General features: G+C 37.2%; 24 protein-coding genes, 1 pseudogene and 3 riboswitches. Of the genes and pseudogenes, 22 read left to right on the forward strand and 3 right to left on the reverse strand.

Annotated features, from left to right (window positions below; genetic code table 11):
- Window positions 1-176: 176 nt before the first annotated feature.
- From LZ480_RS08425 to LZ480_RS08440, 4 genes are all read left to right on the forward strand, one after another.
- Window positions 177-1,424 (forward strand): MFS transporter, encoded by a 1,248-nt coding sequence (locus tag LZ480_RS08425; protein ID WP_241368967.1) that lies wholly within the window; start codon window positions 177-179, stop codon window positions 1,422-1,424.
- A gap of 470 nt (window positions 1,425-1,894) precedes the next feature.
- On the forward strand, window positions 1,895-3,532 hold the full coding sequence (locus LZ480_RS08430; RefSeq protein WP_241368968.1) for a YceG family protein: 1,638 nt from the start codon (window positions 1,895-1,897) through the stop codon (window positions 3,530-3,532).
- Window positions 3,533-3,615: 83 nt separating this feature from the next.
- Window positions 3,616-4,233: a TerD family protein gene (locus LZ480_RS08435; RefSeq protein ID WP_241368969.1), complete on the forward strand. Its 618-nt coding sequence runs from the start codon at window positions 3,616-3,618 to the stop codon at window positions 4,231-4,233.
- Window positions 4,234-4,250: 17 nt separating this feature from the next.
- The gene (locus LZ480_RS08440; RefSeq protein WP_241368970.1) at window positions 4,251-4,826 is read left to right on the forward strand and encodes a TerD family protein; all 576 of its coding nucleotides are present in this window, start codon (window positions 4,251-4,253) and stop codon (window positions 4,824-4,826) included.
- 554 nt (window positions 4,827-5,380) lie between these two features.
- Here LZ480_RS08440 and LZ480_RS08445 read toward each other — a convergent pair.
- Window positions 5,381-5,932, reverse strand: a complete 552-nt coding sequence (locus LZ480_RS08445) for a nucleotidyltransferase family protein (RefSeq protein WP_241368971.1) — start codon at window positions 5,930-5,932, stop codon at window positions 5,381-5,383.
- Between the two features lie 553 nt (window positions 5,933-6,485).
- On the opposite strand from LZ480_RS08445, the gene LZ480_RS08450 reads away from it, so the two are divergent.
- Entirely contained in the window at window positions 6,486-7,208 is a 723-nt protein-coding gene (locus LZ480_RS08450) for a nucleotidyltransferase domain-containing protein (protein ID WP_241368972.1), read from the forward strand.
- A gap of 224 nt (window positions 7,209-7,432) precedes the next feature.
- On the opposite strand, the gene LZ480_RS08455 is transcribed toward LZ480_RS08450, so the two are convergent.
- Window positions 7,433-8,284 carry a pentapeptide repeat-containing protein gene (locus LZ480_RS08455; protein WP_241368973.1) on the reverse strand — a complete coding sequence of 284 codons (852 nt, stop codon included), beginning with the start codon at window positions 8,282-8,284 and terminating at the stop codon, window positions 7,433-7,435.
- Between the two features lie 382 nt (window positions 8,285-8,666).
- Here LZ480_RS08455 and LZ480_RS08460 point away from each other — a divergent pair, with 382 nt between their 5' ends.
- The 3 genes from LZ480_RS08460 to LZ480_RS08470 are packed head-to-tail and all read left to right on the forward strand — an operon-like array spanning window position 8,667 to window position 10,359.
- A complete protein-coding gene (locus LZ480_RS08460) occupies window positions 8,667-9,248 on the forward strand; it encodes an O-methyltransferase (protein ID WP_241368974.1) in 582 nt (193 codons plus the stop codon).
- Between the two features lie 35 nt (window positions 9,249-9,283).
- On the forward strand, window positions 9,284-9,838 hold the full coding sequence (locus LZ480_RS08465) for a GNAT family N-acetyltransferase (RefSeq protein ID WP_241368975.1): 555 nt from the start codon (window positions 9,284-9,286) through the stop codon (window positions 9,836-9,838).
- On the forward strand, window positions 9,835-10,359 hold the full coding sequence (locus LZ480_RS08470) for a DUF402 domain-containing protein (RefSeq protein ID WP_241368976.1): 525 nt from the start codon (window positions 9,835-9,837) through the stop codon (window positions 10,357-10,359). The genes LZ480_RS08465 and LZ480_RS08470 overlap by 4 nt, the downstream gene beginning before the upstream one ends.
- A gap of 30 nt (window positions 10,360-10,389) precedes the next feature.
- On the opposite strand, the gene LZ480_RS08475 is transcribed toward LZ480_RS08470, so the two are convergent.
- Complete coding sequence (locus LZ480_RS08475) at window positions 10,390-10,920, reverse strand: NUDIX hydrolase (RefSeq protein WP_241368977.1); 531 nt, start codon at window positions 10,918-10,920, stop codon at window positions 10,390-10,392.
- Window positions 10,921-11,076: 156 nt separating this feature from the next.
- A riboswitch (FMN riboswitch) is annotated at window positions 11,077-11,211 on the forward strand.
- 165 nt (window positions 11,212-11,376) lie between these two features.
- A riboswitch (FMN riboswitch) is annotated at window positions 11,377-11,511 on the forward strand.
- A gap of 130 nt (window positions 11,512-11,641) precedes the next feature.
- Between LZ480_RS08475 and ribE the strand changes: the two genes are divergently transcribed.
- The 14 genes and pseudogenes from ribE to LZ480_RS08545 all read left to right on the forward strand — a co-directional run bounded on the left by ribE (window position 11,642) and on the right by LZ480_RS08545 (window position 24,791).
- Complete coding sequence (gene ribE / locus LZ480_RS08480; RefSeq protein WP_241368978.1) at window positions 11,642-12,274, forward strand: riboflavin synthase; 633 nt, start codon at window positions 11,642-11,644, stop codon at window positions 12,272-12,274.
- Window positions 12,275-12,286: 12 nt separating this feature from the next.
- A pseudogene (gene ribB / locus LZ480_RS08485) lies at window positions 12,287-12,871 on the forward strand (3,4-dihydroxy-2-butanone-4-phosphate synthase); the annotation flags it as partial.
- Between the two features lie 35 nt (window positions 12,872-12,906).
- Window positions 12,907-13,374: a 6,7-dimethyl-8-ribityllumazine synthase gene (ribH, locus tag LZ480_RS08490; protein ID WP_241368979.1), complete on the forward strand. Its 468-nt coding sequence runs from the start codon at window positions 12,907-12,909 to the stop codon at window positions 13,372-13,374.
- 127 nt (window positions 13,375-13,501) lie between these two features.
- Complete coding sequence (locus LZ480_RS08495) at window positions 13,502-14,449, forward strand: cation diffusion facilitator family transporter (RefSeq protein WP_241368980.1); 948 nt, start codon at window positions 13,502-13,504, stop codon at window positions 14,447-14,449.
- A gap of 12 nt (window positions 14,450-14,461) precedes the next feature.
- Window positions 14,462-14,776: an ArsR/SmtB family transcription factor gene (locus tag LZ480_RS08500; protein ID WP_241368981.1), complete on the forward strand. Its 315-nt coding sequence runs from the start codon at window positions 14,462-14,464 to the stop codon at window positions 14,774-14,776.
- 103 nt (window positions 14,777-14,879) lie between these two features.
- Complete coding sequence (locus tag LZ480_RS08505; protein WP_241368982.1) at window positions 14,880-15,314, forward strand: GNAT family N-acetyltransferase; 435 nt, start codon at window positions 14,880-14,882, stop codon at window positions 15,312-15,314.
- 220 nt (window positions 15,315-15,534) lie between these two features.
- Window positions 15,535-16,290, forward strand: coding sequence for an ABC transporter permease (locus LZ480_RS08510; RefSeq protein ID WP_241368983.1), 756 nt, complete (start codon window positions 15,535-15,537; stop codon window positions 16,288-16,290).
- Between the two features lie 272 nt (window positions 16,291-16,562).
- On the forward strand, window positions 16,563-17,438 hold the full coding sequence (efeO, locus tag LZ480_RS08515) for an iron uptake system protein EfeO (protein ID WP_241368984.1): 876 nt from the start codon (window positions 16,563-16,565) through the stop codon (window positions 17,436-17,438).
- Between the two features lie 6 nt (window positions 17,439-17,444).
- On the forward strand, window positions 17,445-18,704 hold the full coding sequence (efeB, locus tag LZ480_RS08520) for an iron uptake transporter deferrochelatase/peroxidase subunit (protein WP_241368985.1): 1,260 nt from the start codon (window positions 17,445-17,447) through the stop codon (window positions 18,702-18,704).
- Complete coding sequence (locus LZ480_RS08525) at window positions 18,679-20,394, forward strand: FTR1 family iron permease (RefSeq protein ID WP_241368986.1); 1,716 nt, start codon at window positions 18,679-18,681, stop codon at window positions 20,392-20,394. The genes efeB and LZ480_RS08525 overlap by 26 nt, the downstream gene beginning before the upstream one ends.
- 226 nt (window positions 20,395-20,620) lie before the next feature.
- Window positions 20,621-21,223, forward strand: a complete 603-nt coding sequence (locus LZ480_RS08530; protein WP_241368987.1) for a hypothetical protein — start codon at window positions 20,621-20,623, stop codon at window positions 21,221-21,223.
- A gap of 154 nt (window positions 21,224-21,377) precedes the next feature.
- Window positions 21,378-21,563, forward strand: a riboswitch (cobalamin riboswitch).
- A 144-nt stretch (window positions 21,564-21,707) separates the two neighbouring features.
- Window positions 21,708-23,348 carry a precorrin-3B C(17)-methyltransferase gene (gene cobJ / locus LZ480_RS08535; protein ID WP_241368988.1) on the forward strand — a complete coding sequence of 547 codons (1,641 nt, stop codon included), beginning with the start codon at window positions 21,708-21,710 and terminating at the stop codon, window positions 23,346-23,348.
- An 8-nt stretch (window positions 23,349-23,356) separates the two neighbouring features.
- Window positions 23,357-24,136: a precorrin-6A reductase gene (gene cobK, locus LZ480_RS08540; protein ID WP_241368989.1), complete on the forward strand. Its 780-nt coding sequence runs from the start codon at window positions 23,357-23,359 to the stop codon at window positions 24,134-24,136.
- Complete coding sequence (locus tag LZ480_RS08545; RefSeq protein ID WP_241368990.1) at window positions 24,117-24,791, forward strand: precorrin-8X methylmutase; 675 nt, start codon at window positions 24,117-24,119, stop codon at window positions 24,789-24,791. The genes cobK and LZ480_RS08545 overlap by 20 nt, the downstream gene beginning before the upstream one ends.
- Window positions 24,792-24,796 lie beyond the last annotated feature (5 nt).

The raw sequence follows: 24,796 nt of genomic DNA on the forward strand, positions 1-24,796 counted from the left end.
TGATAAGAGACAGCATAGTGGTCAAACTATGCTGTTTTTTATGTTTAACAAAGTGCACCATGATGCTCCATTTTTCTACAGAAGGACAAGAGCCTCTTGTATTATATAAAATTGACAAAAATAAAATTGTTAATTAATCTTTACCTATTATTCCAAATATTTGAGTATGAAAGGATATGAAAAGAATGGATACTCAAGTTATGTCGAGAGATGAAATTAAAAAGTTGTATAACCGGGTGTTAATTGTAGTTAGTATCTCGCAAATATTCGGTGGTGCAGGTTTAGCTGCAGGTATTTCTGTTGGTGCACTGCTCGTTCAACAAATGATTGGGGATAGCTCTTTTTCGGGGGTTCCAACAGCATTATTTACATTAGGGTCTGCATTTACTGCATATAGTGTAGGAAAGCTCTCGCAAAAATATGGAAGGCGAATCGGATTGTCTGCAGGATTTTTTGTTGGTGGAGTTGGTGCACTTGGAGTCATAGTCGCAGCGATACAAAATAATCTAATCTTATTATTTATTGCATTGTTTGTTTATGGTGCAGGCACAGCGACGAATTTGCAAGCTCGCTATGCTGGAACAGATTTAGCAACGAAAGAGCAGCGGGCAAAAGCAATTAGTACAACGATGGTTATGACAACATTTGGAGCGGTAGCGGGGCCAAACTTAATTTCTACAATGGGGCATGTAGCGGAGAGTTTACATATGCCTGCATTAGCAGGGCCATTTATACTTTCGATGTTTGCTTATTTACTAGCAGGCTTAACATTATTATTAATGTTACGACCAGACCCACTGCTAATTGCAAAACAGCTAGAGGAAAATCATCCGTCCAATCAAGCTACATTATCGGGAGATTCACAGGGGCAAAGGAAAGATGGCATTATTGTTGGTGCTGGTGTGATGATTATAACGCAGGTGGTTATGGTAGCTATTATGACGATGACACCCATTCATATGACACATCACGGTTATAATTTAGCTAGCATTGGTTTAGTCATTGGTTTTCATGTTGGCTTTATGTATTTTCCATCATTAGTTACGGGAATTTTGGTAGATAGATTTGGGCGAAATGCGATGATTATCGGTGCATCGGTAACATTACTAGCCTCGGGAATAGTTGCTGCCTATGCGCCAACAGATTCATTAATTTTCCTTATTATTGCGCTAGCTTTATTGGGCCTAGGTTGGAATTTTGGATTAATTAGTGGAACGGCATTAATTGTCGATCATACAACGATAGCAGAAAGAGCTAAAGTACAGGGGACGATTGATGTATTTATCGCTATTTCCGGTGCAACAGCAGGCTTACTGTCAGGGATTATTGTTGCTAAAACTAGCTATGGGATGCTGTCTATTAGTGGCGCGCTTATTTCGTTAGCATTACTCCCGCTTATTGGATGGATCATGAAAAGAAAATGAAACGGCTGAAGTATTGATTGATATGAATGGAGAGGTTGATTAGGCAGGATTGTATTCAACATTCTAACACTGTATAAACGATAAGCTTTGAAAGCTAGCTAAATTGTTGAGCCATACTGTTGCTAACAATGTTAGATTCAAACGTTCAACATATATAGTTACATTATTTTTTAGTAAATCCTCTCGGAATACGTTAGAAGGTAAGTATTGAAGTTAACAATTGAATGGACTTCTCAAAGAATCAAATGCAGGCAATTGACCAGATTGTGAAAGAGGCTATTGCGTGTGGCACGTAAATTTAAATAATAATTTCGATCAACCACAAAGCAGTAATTTGCAATGTGGTTGATTTTTTTTATGGGAAAGCCACATAATAAAATTTATTATGATAAATGAAACTAAACAACCACTTTAATCGTATATTATAATAGACTCAAAAAAGTTTGATGAATGTAGACTGGAGTGAGGGAATGATGCGATTTAAGCCACATGATTTCATGGACAATACAAAAACATGGGAAGAAATCATTTCGACAAAATTACATACAAGACCAATTTATTTAGAAACGAATGGGGAATTGCAATATACACGTGTCGCAAAGCAAATAGTAGGAATTTACGATAGTGAGTATGATATGCAGGAGTATTTATACAGGCTAACAAATAAAGAAATTGGATGGACGCTGCTTTTTCAAAATATGCCGAAAATAATTGACCCACAAATGCGGACGGAAATTGTAAATATTTTGCAAATGCATCGTGAAAGTCCGATTTCAATTAATCGTTTTATGGCGTTTTTTGCAGGAAAACAATTATTGCCATTGATGAATACACCCTATCGAAATCATTTTGTGAATACATTGCAAAGCTGGCTAGAATTTCTGCAAATTCGTTATCCCGGTCTAATGAGTAATCAGCTACAGCGAATCTTTTTAGATTTTGCGAAATGGTCAAATCATTATTTTCCACAATGGCTAGAGCAAGCAACTTTTGAGTCTATGATGCCGCGCGTGTTGTGGTATGGTCCAGCGAAGGAAAGTGAAGTGTATTTTTTATACTTCTTATACTTATTTGGCTGTGACGTTGTCGTATTTGAGCCAGATGGTGAAAATATATTCGAACCCTTTGGTATTACGGATATTTTAACAGAATTGCTCGTGAATAAAGGAACGGTATTCGATTTTCCATTTGATAAGCCGATGCGTGTCCAAACGGTTACTTCGCGAGCATCAGAGCAAGTGAATGAACATTTGTATAATCATTCTTCACTGAACTATCCATGGAAATACGCAGAGCATGAAACACGAACAAGACTATTAAATACAACATATGATGAATTATTCATTTTGTCGGATGCTCATTTGTATTTACGTGATGGTTTTGAAGAAGAGGAAGGTATTGTTTATTTACCCGTGCTATTTGCGAAAATAGAAGGGGTATCGCTAGATCAGTCGGATTATGCACGTAAAATCCGCAAGCTATGTGAGCGGAAAATGACTTACTTGGCTACCTCTTTCCCGCTGCTTCCATTACATAAAAGCAATATGCAGTTTCATATGCGTGATGCGAGTACGAATGGGAAATTAGATGTGGAAAAAATCATGCAATTGTCAATATGGCCGTGTAAAAATATGCCAATTGGCGCACAGCGAAATATGGCAAATACAATGATTCGCTTGATCGAAGGTGACTATATTAAACCATTAGCGCAACAATCGAAAGTAGAGCAAGCGCAATATTTATTCGGGCAACTAATGCTCATTCCTGAAGAACTGATCCGCTTGTATCAGCAATTTGACTATAGTTATTTGAATCCGATGATTTTTATTTTTAAAGAAGAAGAAAGTGGACAAATGCAGCGTCAAGATGCCGTGCTTTTATTGTTTGCAAGCATGCTTGGGTTTGATGTCATTATTTGTAGCCCAGGTGGCTCGCGTAGTATTGAGCATTATATTACCGAGCAGCTACTTAATACACATCGCCTTGAAAAAATAAGCTTTGATGAAACACTGAACAAAACGCTAAACGCACCAGTAGTAAAAGAAGCGATAGAACGGAAAATAGACATAAAGACATTATTCGACCGTATTTCAAAAAAATTGAAATAATGGAAATGTAAATTTGAGTTATTATGATAAAAAATATAAACTAAAAGTAGGCTGTACAATCATAGCTGCCAGGAGGAATCGGTATGACGGTTAACTTACAAAAGGGTCAACGAGTTGATTTGACAAAAGGCAATACAGGGTTAAATAAAATTAGAGTTGGGCTAGGCTGGGATCCCGTTCAACAAAAGTCGAGCGGCGGTTTATTCGGTGGTCTATTTGGAGGGGGTGGCTCAAAAGGGGCAAATGTTGACTGTGATGCTTCCGTGATTCTCTTAAAAGGTGACCATTTATCAAGTAAGCAGGATGTTATCTATTTTGGAAATTTAAGTGGGGCAAATGGAGCAGTTACCCATTCGGGCGATAACTTAACAGGTGCTGGTGAAGGGGACGACGAACAAGTTGTAATCGAGTTAAAGTCTATTCCAGCAGAGTATAATCGTTTAATTTTCGTTGTTAATATTTATCAAGCCGCACAACGTCAGCAGCATTTTGGTATGATTCACAATGCATTTATTCGTTTAGTGGATGTGTCAACGAATGAACAATTATTAAAATATAATTTGACTGAAAATTATTCAGATCAAACAACATTAATTACGGGCGAAATTTACCGACATGAAAATGACTGGAAATTCGCTGCAATTGGTACAGGCACAAAGGATAATTCATTAGGTGAAGTCATTCAAAAATATCAAGCATAATTGAGGAGGAATTGAATATGGTTGTTTCATTAGCAAAAGGTCAAAAAGTAGATTTAACAAAGTCAAACCCAGGATTAACAAAGGTAAATGTTGGTTTAGGCTGGGATACGAATAAATATGATGGCGGAAAGGATTTCGATCTGGATGCTTCAATTTTCCTATTAGAAGGAAATGGTAAGGTAACAGGCGCAGAAGGCTTTGTCTTTTACAATAATTCAACTGGTGCTAATGGCTCGGTTGTCCATTCTGGTGACAATTTAACAGGCGCTGGAACAGGTGATGATGAGGTTGTTTATGTTGATTTACAGATGGTGCCAGCAAACATCGAAAAAATCACATTTGCAGTTACTATTCATGATGGTGAAGGCCGCGGTCAAAACTTCGGCATGGTTTCAAATGCATTTATTCGTGTATTCAATGAATCGTCAGAATTAATCCGCTATGATTTAGGAGAAGATTTCTCAATCGAAACAGCACTTGTCGTTGGCGAATTATACCGCCACAACGGTGAGTGGAAATTTGCCGCAATCGGATCTGGATATCAAGGTGGCTTAGCGGCATTATGTAATGATTTTGGCTTACAAGTTGGGTAAGTGTATAAAAAAAAATAGGGAATATTTCTTGGCTGCACCATCCGTTATTTTTGGCCAAGCACATCGATGGAAAATGTCGGGATATTGAACTTATAACAGCAATCGACCACAAAGGAATGAAAAACTTTGTGGTCGATTTTTTTGTTCGGGAAATATCACCGTATCCGCAAAAAGGTTGGCAGTTAAGATGTCGTTATATTTTAAGAGCGACTTCAATGCTTAATACATGTGGGAGCTTACCTTTTATTGCATAGGGGTTTGCACTACCTCCGAAACATGGGCTTGATTTTCCGTGTCGGCTTTGATACATGCCTTGGGGGACTATCGCATTATCAGAATGCATTGATACGTGCGATTTTCCAGGTTTTATGTGCGAAAACACGCAAGATACGCGCGAATTTTGAGGTTTATGTGCGAAATTAGGGCATTTGCGTGCGATTTTTGGAAAATGCGTTCGAATTACCGGATAATTCCATTTCTGATCCGATTATGAATCTACATTTTAATAAGAAGTGAAGACATCCCAGCCTATGATGAGGAGCAGTGGAATGAAATTAAGTAATGATTTGCAACTTATCCCATTTGTGCCCCCAGTTTTTTTCTTGAACTCTATTTAAATAGATATTATGCAGAGGTGAATTCTTTGTGAAATTGGGAGTTGGTCTAACTTGATAAGTATATAAATCTTGTAATCCGTAGGGTGCCATTATTTCGATTTTATTCTGTTTAATCCGAGCAGCAATTGCTGTGGGTGTTTCAGGAAAATTAGCAACTCCATCGAATGAACAACGATAGGGTGGTAAATTATTTTTCGTATGCATTCGAGCCTGATTTTTTACGGACCATGGTAGATTAGGCATGATTGTATTCAACTCAGCTTCCAATATTTTTTCGGCTTGAATTGAAGTATCAATTTCATCGAAATAAATGACATCAATATCGTTTGTTTCACTTTGCATACTATGTAACGAATCCCAAACTTTATTTCGAATTATGCCAGCAGCTATCCAGCAATCATTTAGATTTAATGTTTCTACTGCTTTCAAAATGGAGAAAAGGGATTTATCCGATTCCAAAAGTTTAATTAATTCTGATTCAAAATTCATTAATTTAGCCCCCGTAAAAATATAGTTAGAAAATTCACTCTTGTATAAATATTAAAGTGATATATATTGAATAATAAGGTGATTTATTAAGATAAACATAGCTATAAGGGACAATTTACGTTTCCATCATTTGTTCGCAGTACTTAAAAGATACAATTTATCTTCTTGTAGCAATTTCTACACAATGATGAAGCATAAATTTCACAAAGGAGAAAGTGTTTTTTTGTTGAAGTAGATACTAATGAGCTAATATGAATTATATACATATTATGAGGAGATGATTTCTTTGGTCGACCTGTTAGAAAACACCTATCAAATATCAGCAGTAATCCTACTCATATGTGCAGTCTTTTATTATAGACAATTTAAGAAAACTAAGAGAGAAAGAAAGTTAACTCCATTTGAATTTTCAATTTATATTATAACTCAAATTGCTTTATATCTTTGTGCAGGTAGTTACATTCTTTTGCTTTTGGATAAATAAGATTGAATAATCGTGACCCCGTCCTCAATCTAGAACGGGGTTATGCTTGTAGATGAGAGGAGTAAAGTTATGCATAATAACAAAAGATTAGAGCCACTTAATGCAGCTCGCCAATTTGTAGAAAAGTATTTTCCAAACTGCCAAGCAGCATTACTTGCAGGGAGCGTCGTTCGTGGTGAAGCTACCACAACATCTGATTTAGATATTGTTATTTTTGATAATGAAGTGAAAAAACCTTATCGTGAATCATTTATCGAGTTTGAATGGCCAATTGAAGTGTTTGTACATAATTTAACATCATATAAAAATTATTTTACGATGGATTATGAAAGGGCAAGACCATCATTACAAAAGATGCTCGTAGAAGGAATTGTCGTAAAGGATGATGGGATTGTAGAGCAAATAAAAAAGGAAGCACAGCAAATTTTAGAAAACGGTCCACAACATTGGTCATTACAAACAATTGATGCAAAGCGCTATTTTATTAAGGATGTATTAGATGATTTTATTGGTTGTACAACGATACATGAAGAACTTTTTATTGTGAATATGTTAGCAGAGCTTATTAGTGAGTTTATATTAAGAACAAACAATAAATGGGTGGGGACTTCTAAATGGGTGTTTCGTTTATTGAAAGCACATGATGAACAGCTAGCACTTCAATTTTTTGAAGCATTTAATTTTTATTATGAAACGAAAGACAAAACACAAATTATTACATTTGTTGATAATGTATTAGAACCGTTTGGAGGAAGGTTGTTTGAGGGCTTTTCGATGGGGAAAGCAAAGTAGTAGCTATGCATACACTCAAATTTTTGTGGCCTTTTAATTAAGAGTGAAAATTCTTAAATTATCAAGATCTAAATCGTAATAAGTCATACAAAGTGAAGAGTGATAAGTATTAGTCAACTTAGAAATATATCACTCTTTACTACTTTTTCCACACTTGTTCCTTGAAAAAAACTGATAGTAAAACTAACTTCAAAAATTCTTTTTCACTACGCAAATCAACAAAATTAGTGAATCCAATGAGATGGTCGATGTATATGGGAGGGTAATATTGTCTTTACATCTCCTTTAGCCGAATTAATTTGCATTTGAGTCAAAAACATACTAGTGGATAGATCAGCGCCACTGAAATTAACATCCCTCAAATCCGCACCAATAAAATTGACTGCCCTTAAATCCGTATTTCTCATATCTGCCGCAATCAAATAGGCACCCCTAAAATCAGTTGCTCTTAAATCCTTTCCCTTTAACTTCTTCCCCATCCAATCAGCTCTTGCATGGTTATACTCATTAAAATTTCGTAGACTTTGCATTTTTTCGATTGAATTTCTCCTTACAAAATCACTTGCTTCAGTAAGCAGCTCATTAATAGAAAATCGATACATTACCAAATCAAGGGATAATAAATAATCTGCGTCCAACTTCGTTAATTTCTGCAATTCCTTTAACTTTTTTCTCAATTTATCAGCTAAATCATCGGTTATATCGTAAGACAGAACCTCTGCCACATACGCTATCATTTCATGTATTTGCTCCATGATGGGAAACACTTGAAACATTCTTTTCCTAATATTGGGATTTTCTCGCCAACTCTGACCGTTAAAAGTAACTTGAGAAACGACTTGTCCAGCACCCAAACAATCAAATACTGTACAGCCTTTGAATCCTTTCTCTCTCAACTGACTATGAATTTGGCAACTGTAATCAGACCGCAAATTCATACAAGGAGTACCTGCTGGTTTGTTCATCGAAAAATCACTTGATGCTACAATATTTAGTGCTGTGCAGCAAAGTCCAAAGCACTGCGAACAATCGGAAGTTAAACTTTCTCTAATATTTTTGGCTGTTTTCTTTTCCATTTTTCTACCTTCTATCCTTTAATTAAAGAACTTTTGAATTTAATAAACAAGACTAAAAGTATCCAGACGTTTGTTGATCAAACATGGAAGGAGAGCACCGTTCTAACCATAATAAACTTAAATTTTTAATATACCTCTGCATATGGCCAATTTCTGTTTATCGTGATCAACATGATTCTAAGGGTTATTCTATACTCTCATAATATCCTCCGCCTTAAATCATGGGATTATAATTTATACATATTATACCAAATTTTTAGGGTGTAGTTTATAATTCTAATATGTATTAAAAAAGAGGGTAGTAGCTCTTATTGAACTAAATTATCCTCTAAATAATCATAATAAAGTTAATATATCAAAGTTCGGGAAGGTGGTTAATCTAATGTCTACTTTGTATCGTTCGAATAAATATATTCCAGAATTAGTTCAGGCTAGCAAGTTGTTAGCTAAAAGAAATGATTTTGAAAATTCCTGTTCAGATGAAGCTGGAAGACTATTATCAGTTCTCGTTGGACAAATAACACATGGAGAAATTCTTGAGGTTGGAACTGGTTTTGGTGTAGGGAGTTCATGGATACTTTCTTCTATTGCTCCAACAGTAAAATTTATAACGGTAGATAATTCAAAAGAAAAAATTGATGCTACTGCCAATCATATTAGACATAACCAAGCAGAATTAATATGTGGGGATTGGAAAGAGGTTATTGCAAAAGGTCCTTTTCAATTTATTTTTGCCGATGTGGCTGCTGCAAAAACGATTGAAGGAGAACTATTATTCAATACTTTAAATATCGGAGGAATGTTATTTATGGATGATTTTACTCCTGAAGAGCAATTTCCAGATGAATGGAAGGGGAAACCCGATAAAGTTAGGGAATATTGGCTAAATCATAGTGGATTGATAACATCAGAAATTTACCTAACTCCAACTTCATCTGCAATACTAGCAACAAAGATAAAGTAATTATCCTCGGATGAAATAAATTGAGGTGAATGAAAATGAATATTCAAAAATTTGAGTCGGAAATTGATGAATTAGTAGAGCTACTGTGTTCGAATGATTGGCCATATCATGCGAATACTAGGCTTGAGAGACAATCGATTCGAAATGCAGCAGAAAAAGGCTATTATAGCGATGGAAGAGAGACATTTTGGATTATTTCTGAGCAACAAAAAGTTGGGATACTTGTAATAGATGATATTGATGATTCAATTCCACTATTCGATATTCGTCTTATCGAAAACGTGCGAGGTATGGGAATTGGTGTAAAAGTATTACAGTGGCTTCAAGATTATTTGTTTGGTGAACTCGAGAAAATTCGAATTGAAGCTTATACAAGAGCAGATAATATTGCAATGCAAAAGTGCTTCATAAAGGGCAATTTTGTCAAGGAAGGCTATTTACGAAACGCTTGGGAAAACGAAGATGGAACAATTTCAGATTCGATGTTGTTTGCAGCTATTTATGATGATTGGAAAAACAATATTATTACTCTACCAAAACTAAACGATACTTTTCCCAAAAATACTTCGAAAATAGGTGAAATAAAATGAGAAACCCCCTAGTCGTAAAAGTATTTAAATACGGTGGGAAACTGCACTATGAATGGACATCAGCAATCATTGAGCATAATGACAAATATGTAACTGCTTATAGTATTCCGGGAAGAAAATTAATCCATCATACGAAAGGCAAAGAATTTCAATATGAGAATTATTCATTTGAGTTTTTCCCGAAAAATGAATGGTATACAGTTTGTATTGATATTGAAAAAAGTGGTGAGGTGCAATATTACTGCAATATTTGTATGCCACCGACATTTGAAGATGATAGGGTGAACTTTGTTGATTTAGATATCGATATAGTAAATCGATCGGGGACGTGGGAAGTCATCGATGAAGATGAATTTGAACATAACTTGAAACATTTTAATTACCCACAAGCTATCATTGAGCAAGCTATACAAGCGAAAGAACGATTACTTAAGAAAATAAAGAATAAAGAATTCCCGTTTGATGGATTTTTGGAGCAATCCTATCAATTGCTTCTTGATGAAAAATTTCTAAAACTATAACAGAACTCAAAATAAAAACTCGTTCAGCAATTACTTGAACGAGCTTTTTGTTAAAGTTCCATATTGATGGCGCATATCAAACAGCAAATGAATAAAATGTTCATAAAACGGAATGAATGTTTCTTCCTGCATCATTTGTAGTATTTCATCCTTTGATGCCCATTTCACAGCTTGTACTTCCTCTGGCTGAAGGACAAGTTCTTTTAAATTTACTTCATGCTCAATTAAATAATAATCATCAAAGCCACGTTCAAAATTAATTGTCAGCTGTGGGCGTATCGCTTCGAAATTGTACCAAATTCCAAGTTCCTCAAATAGCTCACGCGCGGCAGCTTGTTGGCTCGTGTCTCCAGTAATCGCGCTCCCACCACATGAAACGTCCCAATAGTTTGGCCAGCCCACTTTAAATGGTTGGCGCTGTTGAATTAGCATCTCACCTTGTTTGTTAAAGATACATACGTGCACAACGACATGATATTCATCGTGCGCCATTTCACTACCTCGTGTAATGATTTTACCTGTTTTGTTGCGGTGTTGATCGTATACATCCCAATTTTCCATCGAAATTTCTCCTTGTGTAAAATTTTGTAATAGAAGTGCTATTATACTATAAATAATGTCCTATTTTACGAACAATCTGAAAATAAAAAGGTCAAAATTATTAATAATATCTTTTCTTTTTCAAAAGATATGTTACAATAACTTACGAAATTAAATAAATTCCTTCGGGGTCGGGTGAAATTCCCAATCGGCGGTGATGAGGTAACTCTAAGCCCGCGAGCCACCTTTGTGTGTGCAGGATTTGGTGTAAATCCAAAGCCGACAGTATAGTCTGGATGGGAGAAGGAATCGTAGCACTTTTTGAAAATCTACTTTCAAAAAGTTTTTTTGCCACACCAATTTTAGGGTGGGTAAAATTTACGCATCATTTTTAACGTAAAAAATGAGGCTTATTTGGCTATGTATTCAATCCCTGTACCCTGAGTATAGGGATTTTTTTATTTCACAATTTTAATACATTTCCTTCGGGGTCGGGTGAAATTCCCAATCGGCGGTGATGAGGTAACTCTAAGCCCGCGAGCCACCTTTGTGTGTGCAGGATTTGGTGTAAATCCAAAGCCGACAGTATAGTCTGGATGGGAGAAGGAAGCATTGTGCGAGATTTTTGAAAAAATACAATCAGAAGTCTTATTTGACGATGCCAATTTTACCTCTCATCAAACTCCGACGCATTTCGTACGGGGTTTTTTATGTTCAAGATAATTGATATGAGGTGAGTAGGTTGTTTACAGGAATCATTGAAGAAATCGGAACCATCGGAAAAATAGAAATGGGTACCGATGCGATGCAGCTTGAGATTAAGGCAACTAAGGTGTTAAGTGATGTACAGTTAGGAGATAGCATTGCAGTGAATGGTGTGTGCTTAACCGTTACGCAGTTTTCAAGCGACCATTTTTATGCAGATGTTATGCCAGAAACGTTTTATGCAACAAATTTAACGTCATTACAAAAAGGTATGCCTGTAAATTTAGAGCGAGCGATGCATGCTAACGGCCGATATGGCGGGCATTTTGTCAGCGGCCATGTCGATGGTATTGCAACGATCAGAAGTAAAAAAACAATCTCAAATGCGATTTATGTAGAGCTTTCAGTAGCAGATGTGCTACTTGAAAACTGTATTGTGAAAGGCTCAATTACACTTGATGGCACAAGTTTAACGATTTTTGCACTTCAAAAAAATATGCTAACTGTATCACTCATCCCTCATACAAGTCATCAATCCGTCCTAGGAATGAAAAAGGTCGGGGAGCAAGTCAATGTGGAAACGGATTTGCTTGGTAAATATGTGAAACAGCATGTGCAAGCTAAATCATCCAATGTGACACGCGATTTCCTAAAAAGAAATGGATTTTAAGGAGAGGGACAAATGCATACAGTAGAAGAAGCAATCCATGCGCTTAAAAAGGGCGATATTATCATTGTTGTCGATGATGAAAATCGTGAAAATGAGGGAGATTTTATTATGTTAGGCGAGCATGCGACACCTGAAAATGTTAATTTCATGGCAACGCATGGTCGGGGGTTAATTTGTACGCCGATTAGTACAAAAATTGCCGACAAATATTCACTCACACCAATGGTTGAAGCGAATACCGATCATCATGGTACAGCTTTTACAGTAAGTATTGATTACAAAACAACGACGACTGGCATTAGTGCCTTTGAACGTTCGGACACAATCCATGCGTTATTAGATGTAAAGAATGCGGCCGAGGATTTTAAAAGACCAGGTCATATTTTTCCGCTAATTGCAAAAGAAGGTGGGGTTGTTGTGCGACGTGGTCATACAGAGGCTGCCGTTGACTTAGCAAAACTTTGTAAGAGTGCTGAAGTGGCAGTTATTTGTGAAATTTTAAACGAAGATGGCACAATGGCAAGGCTGCCACAACTAGAACAATTGGCAACGAAATGGGATATGAAACTAATTTCAATCGAACAATTAACACACTACGTAAAACTATCACTTGTTTAAAAAGGAGCAGCATAATGGGTAAAATTTTTGAAGCACAATTAGTTGGAACAAAACTTAAAATTGGTATCGTTGTAGGTCGATTTAATGAATTTATAAATGATAAACTTTTATCGGGTGCATTAGATGGATTAAAGCGTCATGATGTAAACGAAGAAAATATAGATATTGCTTGGGTACCAGGTGCATTCGAGGCACCATTTATAGCGAAAAAAATGGCAGAAACAAAACAATATGATGCAGTAATATGTTTAGGAACGGTCATTCGAGGGGCAACAACGCATTATGATTATGTGTGCAATGAAGCCGCAAAAGGTATTGCAAAAGTGTCTTTAGATACAGGAGTACCAATCATTTTCGGTATTGTGACGACAGAAAATATAGAACAAGCTATAGAACGAGCTGGTACAAAAGCAGGTAACAAAGGGTACGACAGTGCGATTTCAGCAATTGAAATGGCCAATTTAAACCAAATGTTTAAATAATTCTTTTTAGGGATGAGTAGTAATATTGCTCATCCTTTTTTCAATCATCTTCTAAATTGACAAAAAATTTAAAATGTATTAATATTAATATATGAATATATGCTCATATAAAGAAAGGGTTGGTTTTATGGCTGAACATCAACACAATCATTCACACGGGGCTAATAAAAAGATTTTACTGATTTCATTTGTTATAATTTTTAGCTTTATGATTGTTGAAGCAATTGGCGGCTTTCTAACGAATAGCTTGGCGTTGCTATCGGACGCAGGGCATATGCTAAGTGATGCGGTATCACTTGCCATTGCACTTTTAGCCTTTATAGTGTCTGAAAAAGCGGTGACGATGTCAAAAACGTATGGCTATAAACGAATTGAAATTCTTGCTGCTACGTTAAATGGTGTCACGCTTATTGCAATTGCGTTATACATTTTTTATGAAGCGATTGATCGCTTTCAAAATCCACCTGAAGTTGCGACGACAGGTATGCTTATTATTAGTGTCATCGGATTACTCGTAAACATTTTAGTTGCTTGGATTATGCTTAAAGGGGGCGACACAGAAGAAAATCTAAATATGCGCGGTGCCTTTTTACATGTCATTAGCGATATGCTTGGGTCTGTTGGAGCGATTATTGCAGCACTCTTAATGATGTTTTTCGGCTTTGGTTGGGCAGATCCATTAGCAAGTGTCATAGTAGCGGTGCTCGTACTTCGTGGTGGTTATTCTGTAACGAAAAATTCACTCCATGTATTAATGGAAGGAACACCAACTGGGGTGGACAGTGATCAAGTAGTTAACATTCTGAATGGACATGAACAAGTACGCGGTGTGCATGATGTTCACATATGGACAGTGACAAGTGGCTTTCATGCATTAACTTGCCATATTGTATTAGATGATGAACTGACGGTAAAACAGAGTAGCGCGATTTTAGCTCAGATAGAACATGAACTACTTCATGCCAATATTCAGCATGCGACCATTCAAATTGAAGGTAGTGCGCACAATCATTACGATTCTATTTATTGTACGGTAAAAGCAGAAATAAGCGGCCATCACCACCATCATCATTAAAGGGGAACAAATATGAACGAACAAATTGAAAATGTACGTCACGAACTAGATGAAGAAACATTATTTGTCGTGTCGCAACTATTCAAAGCGCTAGGAGATCCAACACGTATTCGCATTTTAAATTTATTATGCTGTGAGGAATATGCAGTTAATGATATAGCAGAAAGCTTGAATTTAAGTCAATCAACGGTGTCACATCAATTACGTTTTTTAAAAAACTTACGGCTCGTTAAGTTCCGACGTGAAGGAACAACGATGTATTATTCTAGCGATGATGAGCATGTTATGAATTTACTCCATCAGGCGATTGATCATGCAAAACACTAAATCTACGAGAACAATGCGGAGAAATCCACATTGTTCTTATTTTATTTCCTGGTAGGTATATTTATTTCTTTGTATGTATAACAATACAAAAAAGGGCGGGTAAATGGAACAGAAAACAACAGTTCAGTACATTATTATCAGTGGTGATATACCTGCAAAACAACAGTATTTAGCGTTACATGCACCGACCGGTTGGAATGCGAATGGCTTTTTTACACCTGATCAATTGTATGAGGGAATATGCAATAGCTGGTATTCAATTGCGGCTTATGATGACCAGCAATTAATTGGCTTTGGGCGAATTGTTTCAGATGGGATCTACCAAACATTTATTTGCGATGTGATGATTCAACCAAGTTATCAAGCGAATGGGGTAGGGAAAAAGGTAATGACAGCTTTAGTACAACTTTGTCAGCAACAAGGCATAAAATCGGTTCAACTCTTTTGTGCACCAGGCAAGAAGCCGTTTGACGAAAAGCTAGGCTTTATAGTAGGCGATATAGAGGCACCGGGAATGACGTTATTTTTGGATAAATAGTAAAGTATATTCTCAAATTTAGAGATTTAAATTTACGAGTAGTTGTCTAAGTGTATGTATACAATTGATGAGAAATCAATTGTTAATTGCTTTTCACTAATAGTTGATTGGCGTGGTGAATAAGATAGAAAAGTTGTATAGTTATAAATGATGTCGCATCTTTGTGGGTTTCCTTGAAATATATACTTTCCTATCCTCTAATACGCAAAGGAGAGTGAACATGAGTTTACTTAGTTTATCGTTAACATTACTATTCGTGTTTGTTCCGTTCATTCTTTCAAAAACGTTGAACCTACATTTAGAAAGGGATATTATCATTGCAACTGTGCGATCGGTTGTGCAGCTATTTGCGATTGGCTATGTGCTTCAATTTATTTTTGAAGCGGAAAGTTTCCTTTTTATAAGTTTAATGATTGTCTTTATGCTGACGGTAGCGACGTTAAATGCACGTAAAAAAGGCAAGGGCATTAAGGGAATTACCTGGAAAATTGCCTTAACGTTAACAACGGTTGAAGTATTTACGCAGGGTATTTTACTTGGCTTCAAGATCGTTCCAGCAACACCACAATATATTATTCCGATTAGTGGGATGCTTATAGGGAATGCGATGGTCATTACAATTCTTTTTTTAAATCGTTTTAAAGTAGAAACGGCTGCCAGTGAGGACCAAATTGAGCTAATTTTATCACTTGGAGGTACACCGAAGCAGGCGTTACATAAGCAATTAGTGGAATCAATTAAAACGAGCACTATTCCCACAATCGAAGCACAAAAAACGATTGGACTTGTACAATTACCGGGGATGATGAGCGGACAAATTATTGGTGGCGCGAACCCTGTCCAAGCGGTGCAATTCCAAATATTAATCATTTTTGGTTTGTTAACCTGCGCGGCACTGAGTAGTATTATTTTAGGTTTTTTAATTTACCCAACATTTTTCAATAACCGCATGCAAAAGCTTGTATGGAATGAATGATAAACTGCTCTAACATGCCTCAAATACAGGCATGTTTTTTTGTTTTCGACCATGAAAGATGTGAAAAGGTACAAATAGAAAAGATACATTAAGTACGAAAAATCTCCTTGAAGTATAGAGAAACTAATTTCTGTTTATTTTTGCTTTATTTCTAAATTAGTATTGCAATTAATGACTATAATGATTATCATTCTCGTATAAAAGGTGCCTTATTCATCAATTACCTATTGAACGTCACTTTTATACTCTAAAATGAAAGCAGGAAATGAGTTATGAAAAAAGCAAAGTTTTATTCAGCCTTAATGGTTGGTGGATTATTATTAGCGGGGTGTGGTAATGATGAGGCCTCAAAAGAAGAGCCAGCAAAAACAGCCCAATCAGAAAATGTTGAATCAACGGAAGTAGCACCTGATTTAACACCTGAATTACAAAGCTATCAACAATTTGCATTAGAGCAAATGGATCAGTTTTTAATTGAAACTGAAAAATTTGTTGAATTATTTAAAGCGGGTGATATTGAAGGCGCAAAAGCGGCTTATGCACCAGCACGTATGTATTTCGAACGCTCTGAACCAATTGCAGAAAGCTTTGGTGACTTAGATCCACGCATTGATGGTCGTTTGGCTGACATCGAAGAAGAAGGTAAAGGCAAAGAAGAATGGTCAGGCTATCATAAACTTGAGTACGCGCTATGGGAAGAAAATACAACAGCAGGTTATGAAGCAGTTGCAGATCAATTATTAGCAGATACAAAAGAATTACATGCATTAGTACAAACTGTAGAAGTAATACCAGATTTAATGATTACTGGTGCAGTTGATTTATTAAACGAAGTATCAACTTCTAAAATTTCAGGTGAAGAAGAAATTTATTCACATACAGACCTATATGACTTCAAGGCAAATATTGAAGGTGCAGAAAAAATCTTTGAAATTTTACGTCCAAAATTAGAAGCAAAAGATGCAACTTTAGTGACAACATTAGATGAAAAATTTAAAGCCGTAGATGACTTATTAGCAAATTATGCAACAGCAGATGGAGGCTATGTTTCGTATTTAGACTTAACAGATGCCGACACAAAAGCGTTAGCAGCAGCAGTGAACCAATTAGGTGAGCCGTTAAGTCAAATGGGCATCGTTGTGGAGTGATAGTATATGACGTCAAAGCACGATGAAAAATGGTATAACAAAAAAATCTCTCGTCGTGACATGTTAAAGCTTACAGGGGCTGGTGTCGCCGGTGTTGCAATCGGCGCAACCGGCCTTGGTGGCGTTATGAAAGCGATGGGGCAGGATGTTTTTGAAGTAGTTGCAGATGATAGTACAACTGAAAACAAAGTGAATTTTTATGGAACACATCAATCAGGAATTGCTACGCCTGTTCAAAAGCATATTTATTTTGCATCGTTAAATGTGTTATTCACTTCGAAGGCAGAGTTACAAGCGCTCTTACAAAAATGGACACCACTAATGGTTCGCTTAATGAATGGCGAACTGATGGTAGATCATGCAACAAATGTTCGTGTGCCGACAGGTGATACCGGTGAAGCATCGGGTCTTGATGCAAGCAATTTAACGATTACAGTGGGAGTTGGGCCATCGCTGTTTTCAAAATTAAATATGAAGCAGTTACAACCAAAAGCACTGAAAGATTTACCGCATTTTCCGAAAGACCAGCTACAAGAAAATTTAACGGGTGGAGATTTATGTATACAAGCTTGTGCAGATGATCCACAAGTAGCGTTTCACGCCGTGCGTAATTTGGTGCGTGCAGCATCAGGCTTGGTGGAAATTCATTGGTCACAGGCGGGCTTTAATTCATTTCCCGCAAACGAAGGAACACCAAGGAATTTATTTGCTTTTAAAGATGGTACAGGAAATCCGCTTGTAACGGACAAAAAAGCGATGAATGAAATTGTCTGGGTACAGGATGGCTGGTTAAAAAATGGAACTTATTTAGTGGCACGCCCGATTCAAATGCATTTAGAAACATGGGATCGTACGTCATTAAAAGATCAGGAAGCAACATTTGGTCGTCATCGTGAAAGTGGCGCGCCGATTGGTAAGACCGATGAATTTGCTGATTTTGATATCGAGGAAAAGGATTTAGAAGGCAAGTATATTATCCCTGAAACATCGCATGTCCATTTAGCGGTTAAATCAGGAGCAAAAATGCTAAGACGCTCGTTTTCTTATGCGTCGGGTGTACTCTCAAAAACAGGTACACATGATGCCGGCTTATTATTTATTTCGTTTCAGCAAGACCCAGCGCAATTTATTGCTGTACAAAACAGCTTAGGACGTTTAGATAAAATGAACGAATATATTACTCATCGAGGTAGTGCGGTATTTGCATGCTTTCCTGGTGTAGAAAAGGGGAGTTATTTAGGTGAAGCATTATTTAATTCGCTGTAGTTTCGTCCTGTGTTTATTACTGACATTTTCGTTCCAAAACGTCTTTGCCCAGCAGTCGTATAGTTCACTTTACATTTCGATTAGTGATGCGCTCATTAATACAAAACAGGACAATGATACCAAGGCTCAGAAGGCGTTAGAGCAATTTGCATCGGATTGGGCACTTGTTGAAACAAAAGAAACCGAGCAACAACAAAAAGTTACAGCGGCTTTTGATGCGGCAATGAGTAGTGCAACAAAAGAACAGCGTTTGCAGGCAATTTCAACGCTTTCTAATGAATTACGCGCACTTGAAAAGCTAGAAAATCCAGTCGATGAAGCGGCGCAACGCAAAGAATTTGAACAAAAATTTACGCCGGTGATGCAACAATTCGAACTGGCACTTGCCTCCAAGGATCTCACACAAATTAACGAAGCCTATACAGAGTTTAATGTGAAGTGGAATAAAAATGAACGTCCAATCCGTGAGCAAAGTGTCGCGATGTATGGTCAAATTGAAACACAAATGGCTTTTTTACGCATTACACTTGCCTCTGAAAATCCAGATATGGCAACGATTCAATCGCAATACGATTCCTTAAAGCAAACGATTACTGATTTTATCGCAGGAAAAGAAACCGCTGAACTCGTAGAAGGCGATTATTCACTGCAATCTTTAATTGATTACATTGATGAAGCGAGTGACTTCATCGAAAAGCAACAATTTGATGAAGCTGCAGGTCAAATTACTGAGTTTATTACGATTTGGCCAAGTGTCGAAATGGAAATTTCAACGCGCAATGGCTCACTGTACACTAAAATTGAAAGTAAAATGCCACTATTAGTAAGTGAATTGATGAAGGCTACACCTGATACGAATAAAGTAACGAAGCAGTTAGAGCAATTTAAAACGGAAATTCAGCTTGTACAAGAGAATAACGATTATTCTTTTTGGGATTCCGCGCTTATTTTATTACGTGAAGGATTAGAGGCGCTACTAATCATCATGGCACTTGTTGCCTTTTTAGAAAAATCCGGTCAACCTCATATGCGCAAGTGGATTTATGTAGGGGCTGGTTCAGGGATATTGGTGTCGGCTGTTACGGCAATTTTAATGTTGACGCTATTTAATTCTGCAACTGTCAATACAAACCGCGAATTGCTAGAAGGCTATATTGGGTTAATTGCGGCCGCGATGATGATAGGTGTTGGGATTTGGTTGCATAATAAATCTAGTGTCGCTAGTTGGAATGCCTATATTGCAAAACAAATGAACCATGCGATTTCAAAGCAATCCGTGTTTGCAATGGCATTTATTAGCTTTTTATCGGTATTCCGTGAAGGAGCAGAAACGCTGCTATTTTATGCAGGGATTGCACCGAAAATGGAGCTATCGCAATTCGTATTAGGCATTTTTGTGGCATTGGTAATTTTAATTGTCTTTGCGATTGTGTTATTTAAAGTAAGTGGAAAAATTCCCGTACATAAATTCTTCGCCGTTGCAACGGTGTTAATTTATGTACTCGCATTTAAAATTATTGGCGTAAGTATCCATACATTGCAGCTGACAGGTAAAATTTCAACATCAGTAATTGACGGTTTCCCGGTAATAAGTAAAATTGGTTTTTATCCAACACTTGAAACCGTACTAGGTCAAGCTGTATTACTTGTTCTAGTCATTGGTACGATACTTTATAAAAAACGTAAATAATATTTTTTAATAATAGTAAAGGGCATGTACAGCAAGCGATTGCTTCACATGCTCTTTTTTGATAAAACTCATAACCGAGGACCTAATATATAGTAATCTAACTAATAATTCATATTAATCTTTCGAAATAGCGTATTAATTGAAACTTTTACTAAGGAAATATTTAGTTGATTTTATTTTCATTTCATCTAGGAACGATATAATGGAAAATAAGGAGGTGATCAAAATGTCAATGGATGTTTCATCACTAAACTCACTCACCAGTTTACTAGGCTCTACATATGGTACAAACTCAGCGACTTCAGCGAATACTTCAAGTACGAGCTTCGAAACCTATTTTTTGAACGCATTAGGTACAAACAGTACGGGTGACACTTCGAGTATGTCTTCATTGCTTGATTTGTATTCAAATGGAGGAACGAATGCATTACTGAGCGGCTTTACGTCAACTGATTCTACTTCAACTATCGCATCGCAGTTATTATCAAACTTGCAATCTTCAGGGACAACCGATTCTAGCTTAATGAAATTGAACAAAGCTACATCAGCAACAGATAATTATACAGATAGTTTAACGAGTGGCTTTCAATCGCAAGTTTTAAATAATATGAATGCTGCAAAGGCAAAACTGCAATCTTCATATGAAAGCTATGTAGAACGAATGGGTGAAAATCCAACAGCCGCGGCCCAGTACCGTATTGATCAAATGAAGCAAAATATTAGTGTTATTGAAAACTATATTGCTTCTAAATCAGCGAATAATGTTGATTCGCTAGTCGATCAGTTAGATGCAAAATCAGCATTAACACAGTATATGTTGAATTTATAAGAGAAAGCTTGCTTAAAGGCGTGAAATGCGTGTTAAGCGGGCTTTTTTATTTGGAAATGCATGAAAAATATCATTTTTTACAATGTTTTGTGATTGAAAAATAAAAAAATCATATCCATTTTGGAAATTGTATGTTATTTTTATAATAATTTAATAATTTGCAATTTAAATAAGTGCTCACAATGTTATGTGAGGTAAAAGGGAAATTAGTGAAATGCTAATGCAGCCCCCGCTACTGTAATTGCCGATGAAATCACAATAATCACTGTCAAATTGATGGGAAGATGTGAGAGTAAAATGACGCTTGAGCCAGGAAACCTGCTTATTTAAACGATACCTACTTTTCGGAGGGAGAAGTATAGGCGAAACAATTTTGTTTTTGTGTCTTTTTATACATGATACGTATATGACTTCACATGCCCGTACTTACTTTTCAAATAGTAGGTACGGGCATTTTTTCATTTTTAATACGGAGGGTGTTTGGATGCAAAAGGGAAAAATCTTTGTTGTTGGCTTCGGTCCTGGAGATAGAGAGCATATTACGAAGCGCGCGGTAGATGCACTTCAGCAAAGTGATCACATTATGGGTTATAAAACGTATGTAGAGTTAATTGAACATTTAGTAACAGCTAAAACGATCGTTAGTACAGGAATGACCGAGGAAGTGTCACGTGCACAAGAAGCCGTGAAGCAGGCTGAGGCTGGCCATATTGTTTCGGTCATCTCAAGTGGAGATTCGGGTGTTTACGGAATGGCAGGGTTAGTCTACGAAGTATTGATCGAAAAAGGGTGGACGGAAGCAACCGGTATTGAAGTCGAAGTTGTGCCTGGTATTTCAGCCATTAACTCCTGTGCGAGCTTACTCGGTGCACCAGTTATGCATGATTCTTGCACGATTAGTTTAAGTGACCATTTAACACCATGGACAGTGATTGAAAAGCGTATTGAAGCAGCGGCGATGGCGGATTTTGTGATTGCTTTTTACAATCCGAAATCAGGTCGTCGTACACGTCAAATCGTTGAGGCACAGCGTATTTTACTAAAATATCGTTCGCCGGGTACACCAGTTGGTCTTGTAAAAGCAGCATACCGTGACACTCAGGACATTATATTAACTACACTTTCGGAAATGCTGGAGCATGATATCGGCATGTTAACGACAGTTGTAGTCGGGAATTCATCAACATTTTTCTATGATAATAAAATTATTACCCCACGTGGCTATCAGCGAAAATACACGCTAGGAGAAGAAAAACAAATACTAAAGCCACATCAACGCTTGAAAAAAGAAGCAGAACCATGGGCATTAGATCAAGAAACAGGTGAAGCTAAGTCTGGCTATGAAAAAATTGTTGCGGTCGAAAACAAAGTATCGAAAGCTGATGTAAGTAGTTTAGAGCTTGCAAACGAAGCATTGTCACTTGTTCAACAAGAGCACAAAGAAGCGAATCCATTTTTAGTACAGCAACAGCAAGAATCGATTTTTGAATTTGCTGTATCGCCTGGGGTAGCAAACAAAATGATTACGCCACAGCAAATGATCACATTAGCAGAAGTTGTCGGTGAACGAGGTACTATGGAATATACACCCGATCATCGTTTAGTAATTAAAGTACCGAGCAATAACCCTCAGCAACTTGTGGCAATCGTAGAACAAACTGGGCTAATTGTTCAGCCAGTTGGGGATGTAGTAATCGTTAAAGCGTGTGATTTTTGCTACGGCGAAAAGGCAGAGTCTATTCCGTATGCGGAAAAAATTATGGAAACGCTAGGTGGAATTAAAATGCCAAAAGAATTACACGTCGGTATTAATGGCTGTGGCATGGCTTGCTACCGCGCAGTGTTCGATGATATCGGTATTGTATATCGTAAAAAGAAATTCGATTTATTCATTGGGTCGAAGCCAGTTGGACGTACAGCGCATGCAGCTCAACCAGTAGTAGAAGGGCTAGCACCAGAGCAATTAATTCCATTATTAACAGACATCATTGCGGATTATCAAGAAAATGCGCATCCGAACGAACGTTTCTTTAAATACTTTAAGCGAGTAAAAAAGATCTTGAACTTCGAGCATGTTGATATGACGTGCAAAATTAAAGTCGAAGAAGCACCTTGCGGGGACTAGGAGGCAACATGATTTTATTTTTAGCAGGAACAAGTGATGCAAGGCAGCTTGCAGTTGAGCTTAAGCAAGCTGGTCATGAGTTAATCGCTACCGTTGTAACGGATTCCGCGGCAACAAGCTTACAACAGAAGCAAATCAGCTATCGTGTCGGTCGGTTATCGCAGCAGGAAATGAGTACAATGATCGAACAAGAAAACATTCAAATAATCATTGATGCAAGCCATCCGTATGCAGAGGAAGCATCAAAAACTGCAATGGCAACAGCAAAGCAACATGGTCTACCATACATTCGATATGAACGACCAACACAGGATTTTGCCGATCCACTGATTACAAAAGTGGAAACATATGAAGAGGCAGCTGCAATGGCAACGACACACGAAGGAACAATAATGCTGACAACTGGCAGCAAAACGTTAGCTACCTTTACGGAAAAGCTTCTCGATAAAGAAAAAATCCGTGTGGTTTGCCGCATGCTACCAAATAAGGAAAATATGGAGAAATGCGATAATCTTGGTGTAAAACAACGTGACATTATCGCAATTCAGGGCCCGTTTTCTAAGGAACTAAACACCGCGCTCTATAAGCAATATGAAACAACGCTCGTGATTACTAAGGAAAGCGGTAAAGTAGGTTCGGTCGATGAAAAGATGGAGGCCGCCATCGAACTAGGTATTCCAGTCATTTTAATAAAACGACCAAAAATCCAATATGAAAATCAATGTACAACGTTTCAAGAAGTACACGAAAAATTAGGAGGCATTCAAAATGGCAAACATGAACTTTAATACAGAATTCGTACCGTTAACGGTTGATCCTGACAAAATTTATGATTACAGCTTTTCAATTATCGCAGAGGAAATGGGCGAGCATACATTTACCGATGAAGAATGGTTAGTTGTTCGTCGCGTTATTCACGCATCGGCTGACTTTGAATTAGGACGAAGCATGATCTTTACAGATGATGCGATTGAAGCTGGCATTCAATCGATTTTAGCAGGACGTCACGTCGTAGCGGATGTACAAATGATTGAAAGTGGCTCAGGTCGTAAACGATTCCAAAAACATGGTGGGGATTTACACTGTTATATTGCAGATGAAGACGTATCGATCGAGGCAAAAAAATTAGGGACAACGCGTGCCATTATTTCAATGCAAAAAGCAACTCAGCTACATGAAGGCGGTATTTACGCGATTGGTAATGCACCAACTGCATTACTTGAATTAATTCGTTTAATTAAAGAAGGATTAGCAAAGCCGGACTTAATTATCGGAATGCCTGTAGGATTCGTATCCGCTGCTGAATCAAAGGCAGAACTTGCGATATTAGAAGGCATTCCTTTCATTACAAACGTAGGACGAAAAGGTGGCAGTACCGTTACCGTTGCAGCTTTAAATGCCATCTCACTTATGGCAGATGAACGAAAAAAGCAATCGAAATAAAAAGG

Source organism: Solibacillus palustris (assembly GCF_022549215.1).
Lineage (GTDB): Bacteria > Bacillota > Bacilli > Bacillales_A > Planococcaceae > Solibacillus > Solibacillus daqui.

What these genes read in the sequence shown, in the direction of transcription:
- LZ480_RS08425 (WP_241368967.1), top strand. Translation starts at nt 177, where the DNA reads ATGAAAAGAATGGATACTCAAGTTATGTCGAGAGATGAAATTAAAAAG.
- LZ480_RS08430 (WP_241368968.1), top strand. Translation starts at nt 1,895, where the DNA reads ATGATGCGATTTAAGCCACATGATTTCATGGACAATACAAAAACATGG.
- LZ480_RS08435 (WP_241368969.1), top strand. Translation starts at nt 3,616, where the DNA reads ATGACGGTTAACTTACAAAAGGGTCAACGAGTTGATTTGACAAAAGGC.
- LZ480_RS08440 (WP_241368970.1), top strand. Translation starts at nt 4,251, where the DNA reads ATGGTTGTTTCATTAGCAAAAGGTCAAAAAGTAGATTTAACAAAGTCA.
- LZ480_RS08445 (WP_241368971.1), bottom strand. Translation starts at nt 5,932, where the DNA reads ATGAATTTTGAATCAGAATTAATTAAACTTTTGGAATCGGATAAATCC.
- LZ480_RS08450 (WP_241368972.1), top strand. Translation starts at nt 6,486, where the DNA reads ATGCATAATAACAAAAGATTAGAGCCACTTAATGCAGCTCGCCAATTT.
- LZ480_RS08455 (WP_241368973.1), bottom strand. Translation starts at nt 8,284, where the DNA reads ATGGAAAAGAAAACAGCCAAAAATATTAGAGAAAGTTTAACTTCCGAT.
- LZ480_RS08460 (WP_241368974.1), top strand. Translation starts at nt 8,667, where the DNA reads ATGTCTACTTTGTATCGTTCGAATAAATATATTCCAGAATTAGTTCAG.
- LZ480_RS08465 (WP_241368975.1), top strand. Translation starts at nt 9,284, where the DNA reads ATGAATATTCAAAAATTTGAGTCGGAAATTGATGAATTAGTAGAGCTA.
- LZ480_RS08470 (WP_241368976.1), top strand. Translation starts at nt 9,835, where the DNA reads ATGAGAAACCCCCTAGTCGTAAAAGTATTTAAATACGGTGGGAAACTG.
- LZ480_RS08475 (WP_241368977.1), bottom strand. Translation starts at nt 10,920, where the DNA reads ATGGAAAATTGGGATGTATACGATCAACACCGCAACAAAACAGGTAAA.
- ribH (WP_241368979.1), top strand. Translation starts at nt 12,907, where the DNA reads ATGGGTAAAATTTTTGAAGCACAATTAGTTGGAACAAAACTTAAAATT.
- LZ480_RS08495 (WP_241368980.1), top strand. Translation starts at nt 13,502, where the DNA reads ATGGCTGAACATCAACACAATCATTCACACGGGGCTAATAAAAAGATT.
- LZ480_RS08500 (WP_241368981.1), top strand. Translation starts at nt 14,462, where the DNA reads ATGAACGAACAAATTGAAAATGTACGTCACGAACTAGATGAAGAAACA.
- LZ480_RS08505 (WP_241368982.1), top strand. Translation starts at nt 14,880, where the DNA reads ATGGAACAGAAAACAACAGTTCAGTACATTATTATCAGTGGTGATATA.
- LZ480_RS08510 (WP_241368983.1), top strand. Translation starts at nt 15,535, where the DNA reads ATGAGTTTACTTAGTTTATCGTTAACATTACTATTCGTGTTTGTTCCG.
- efeO (WP_241368984.1), top strand. Translation starts at nt 16,563, where the DNA reads ATGAAAAAAGCAAAGTTTTATTCAGCCTTAATGGTTGGTGGATTATTA.
- efeB (WP_241368985.1), top strand. Translation starts at nt 17,445, where the DNA reads ATGACGTCAAAGCACGATGAAAAATGGTATAACAAAAAAATCTCTCGT.
- LZ480_RS08530 (WP_241368987.1), top strand. Translation starts at nt 20,621, where the DNA reads ATGTCAATGGATGTTTCATCACTAAACTCACTCACCAGTTTACTAGGC.
- cobJ (WP_241368988.1), top strand. Translation starts at nt 21,708, where the DNA reads ATGCAAAAGGGAAAAATCTTTGTTGTTGGCTTCGGTCCTGGAGATAGA.
- cobK (WP_241368989.1), top strand. Translation starts at nt 23,357, where the DNA reads ATGATTTTATTTTTAGCAGGAACAAGTGATGCAAGGCAGCTTGCAGTT.
- LZ480_RS08545 (WP_241368990.1), top strand. Translation starts at nt 24,117, where the DNA reads ATGGCAAACATGAACTTTAATACAGAATTCGTACCGTTAACGGTTGAT.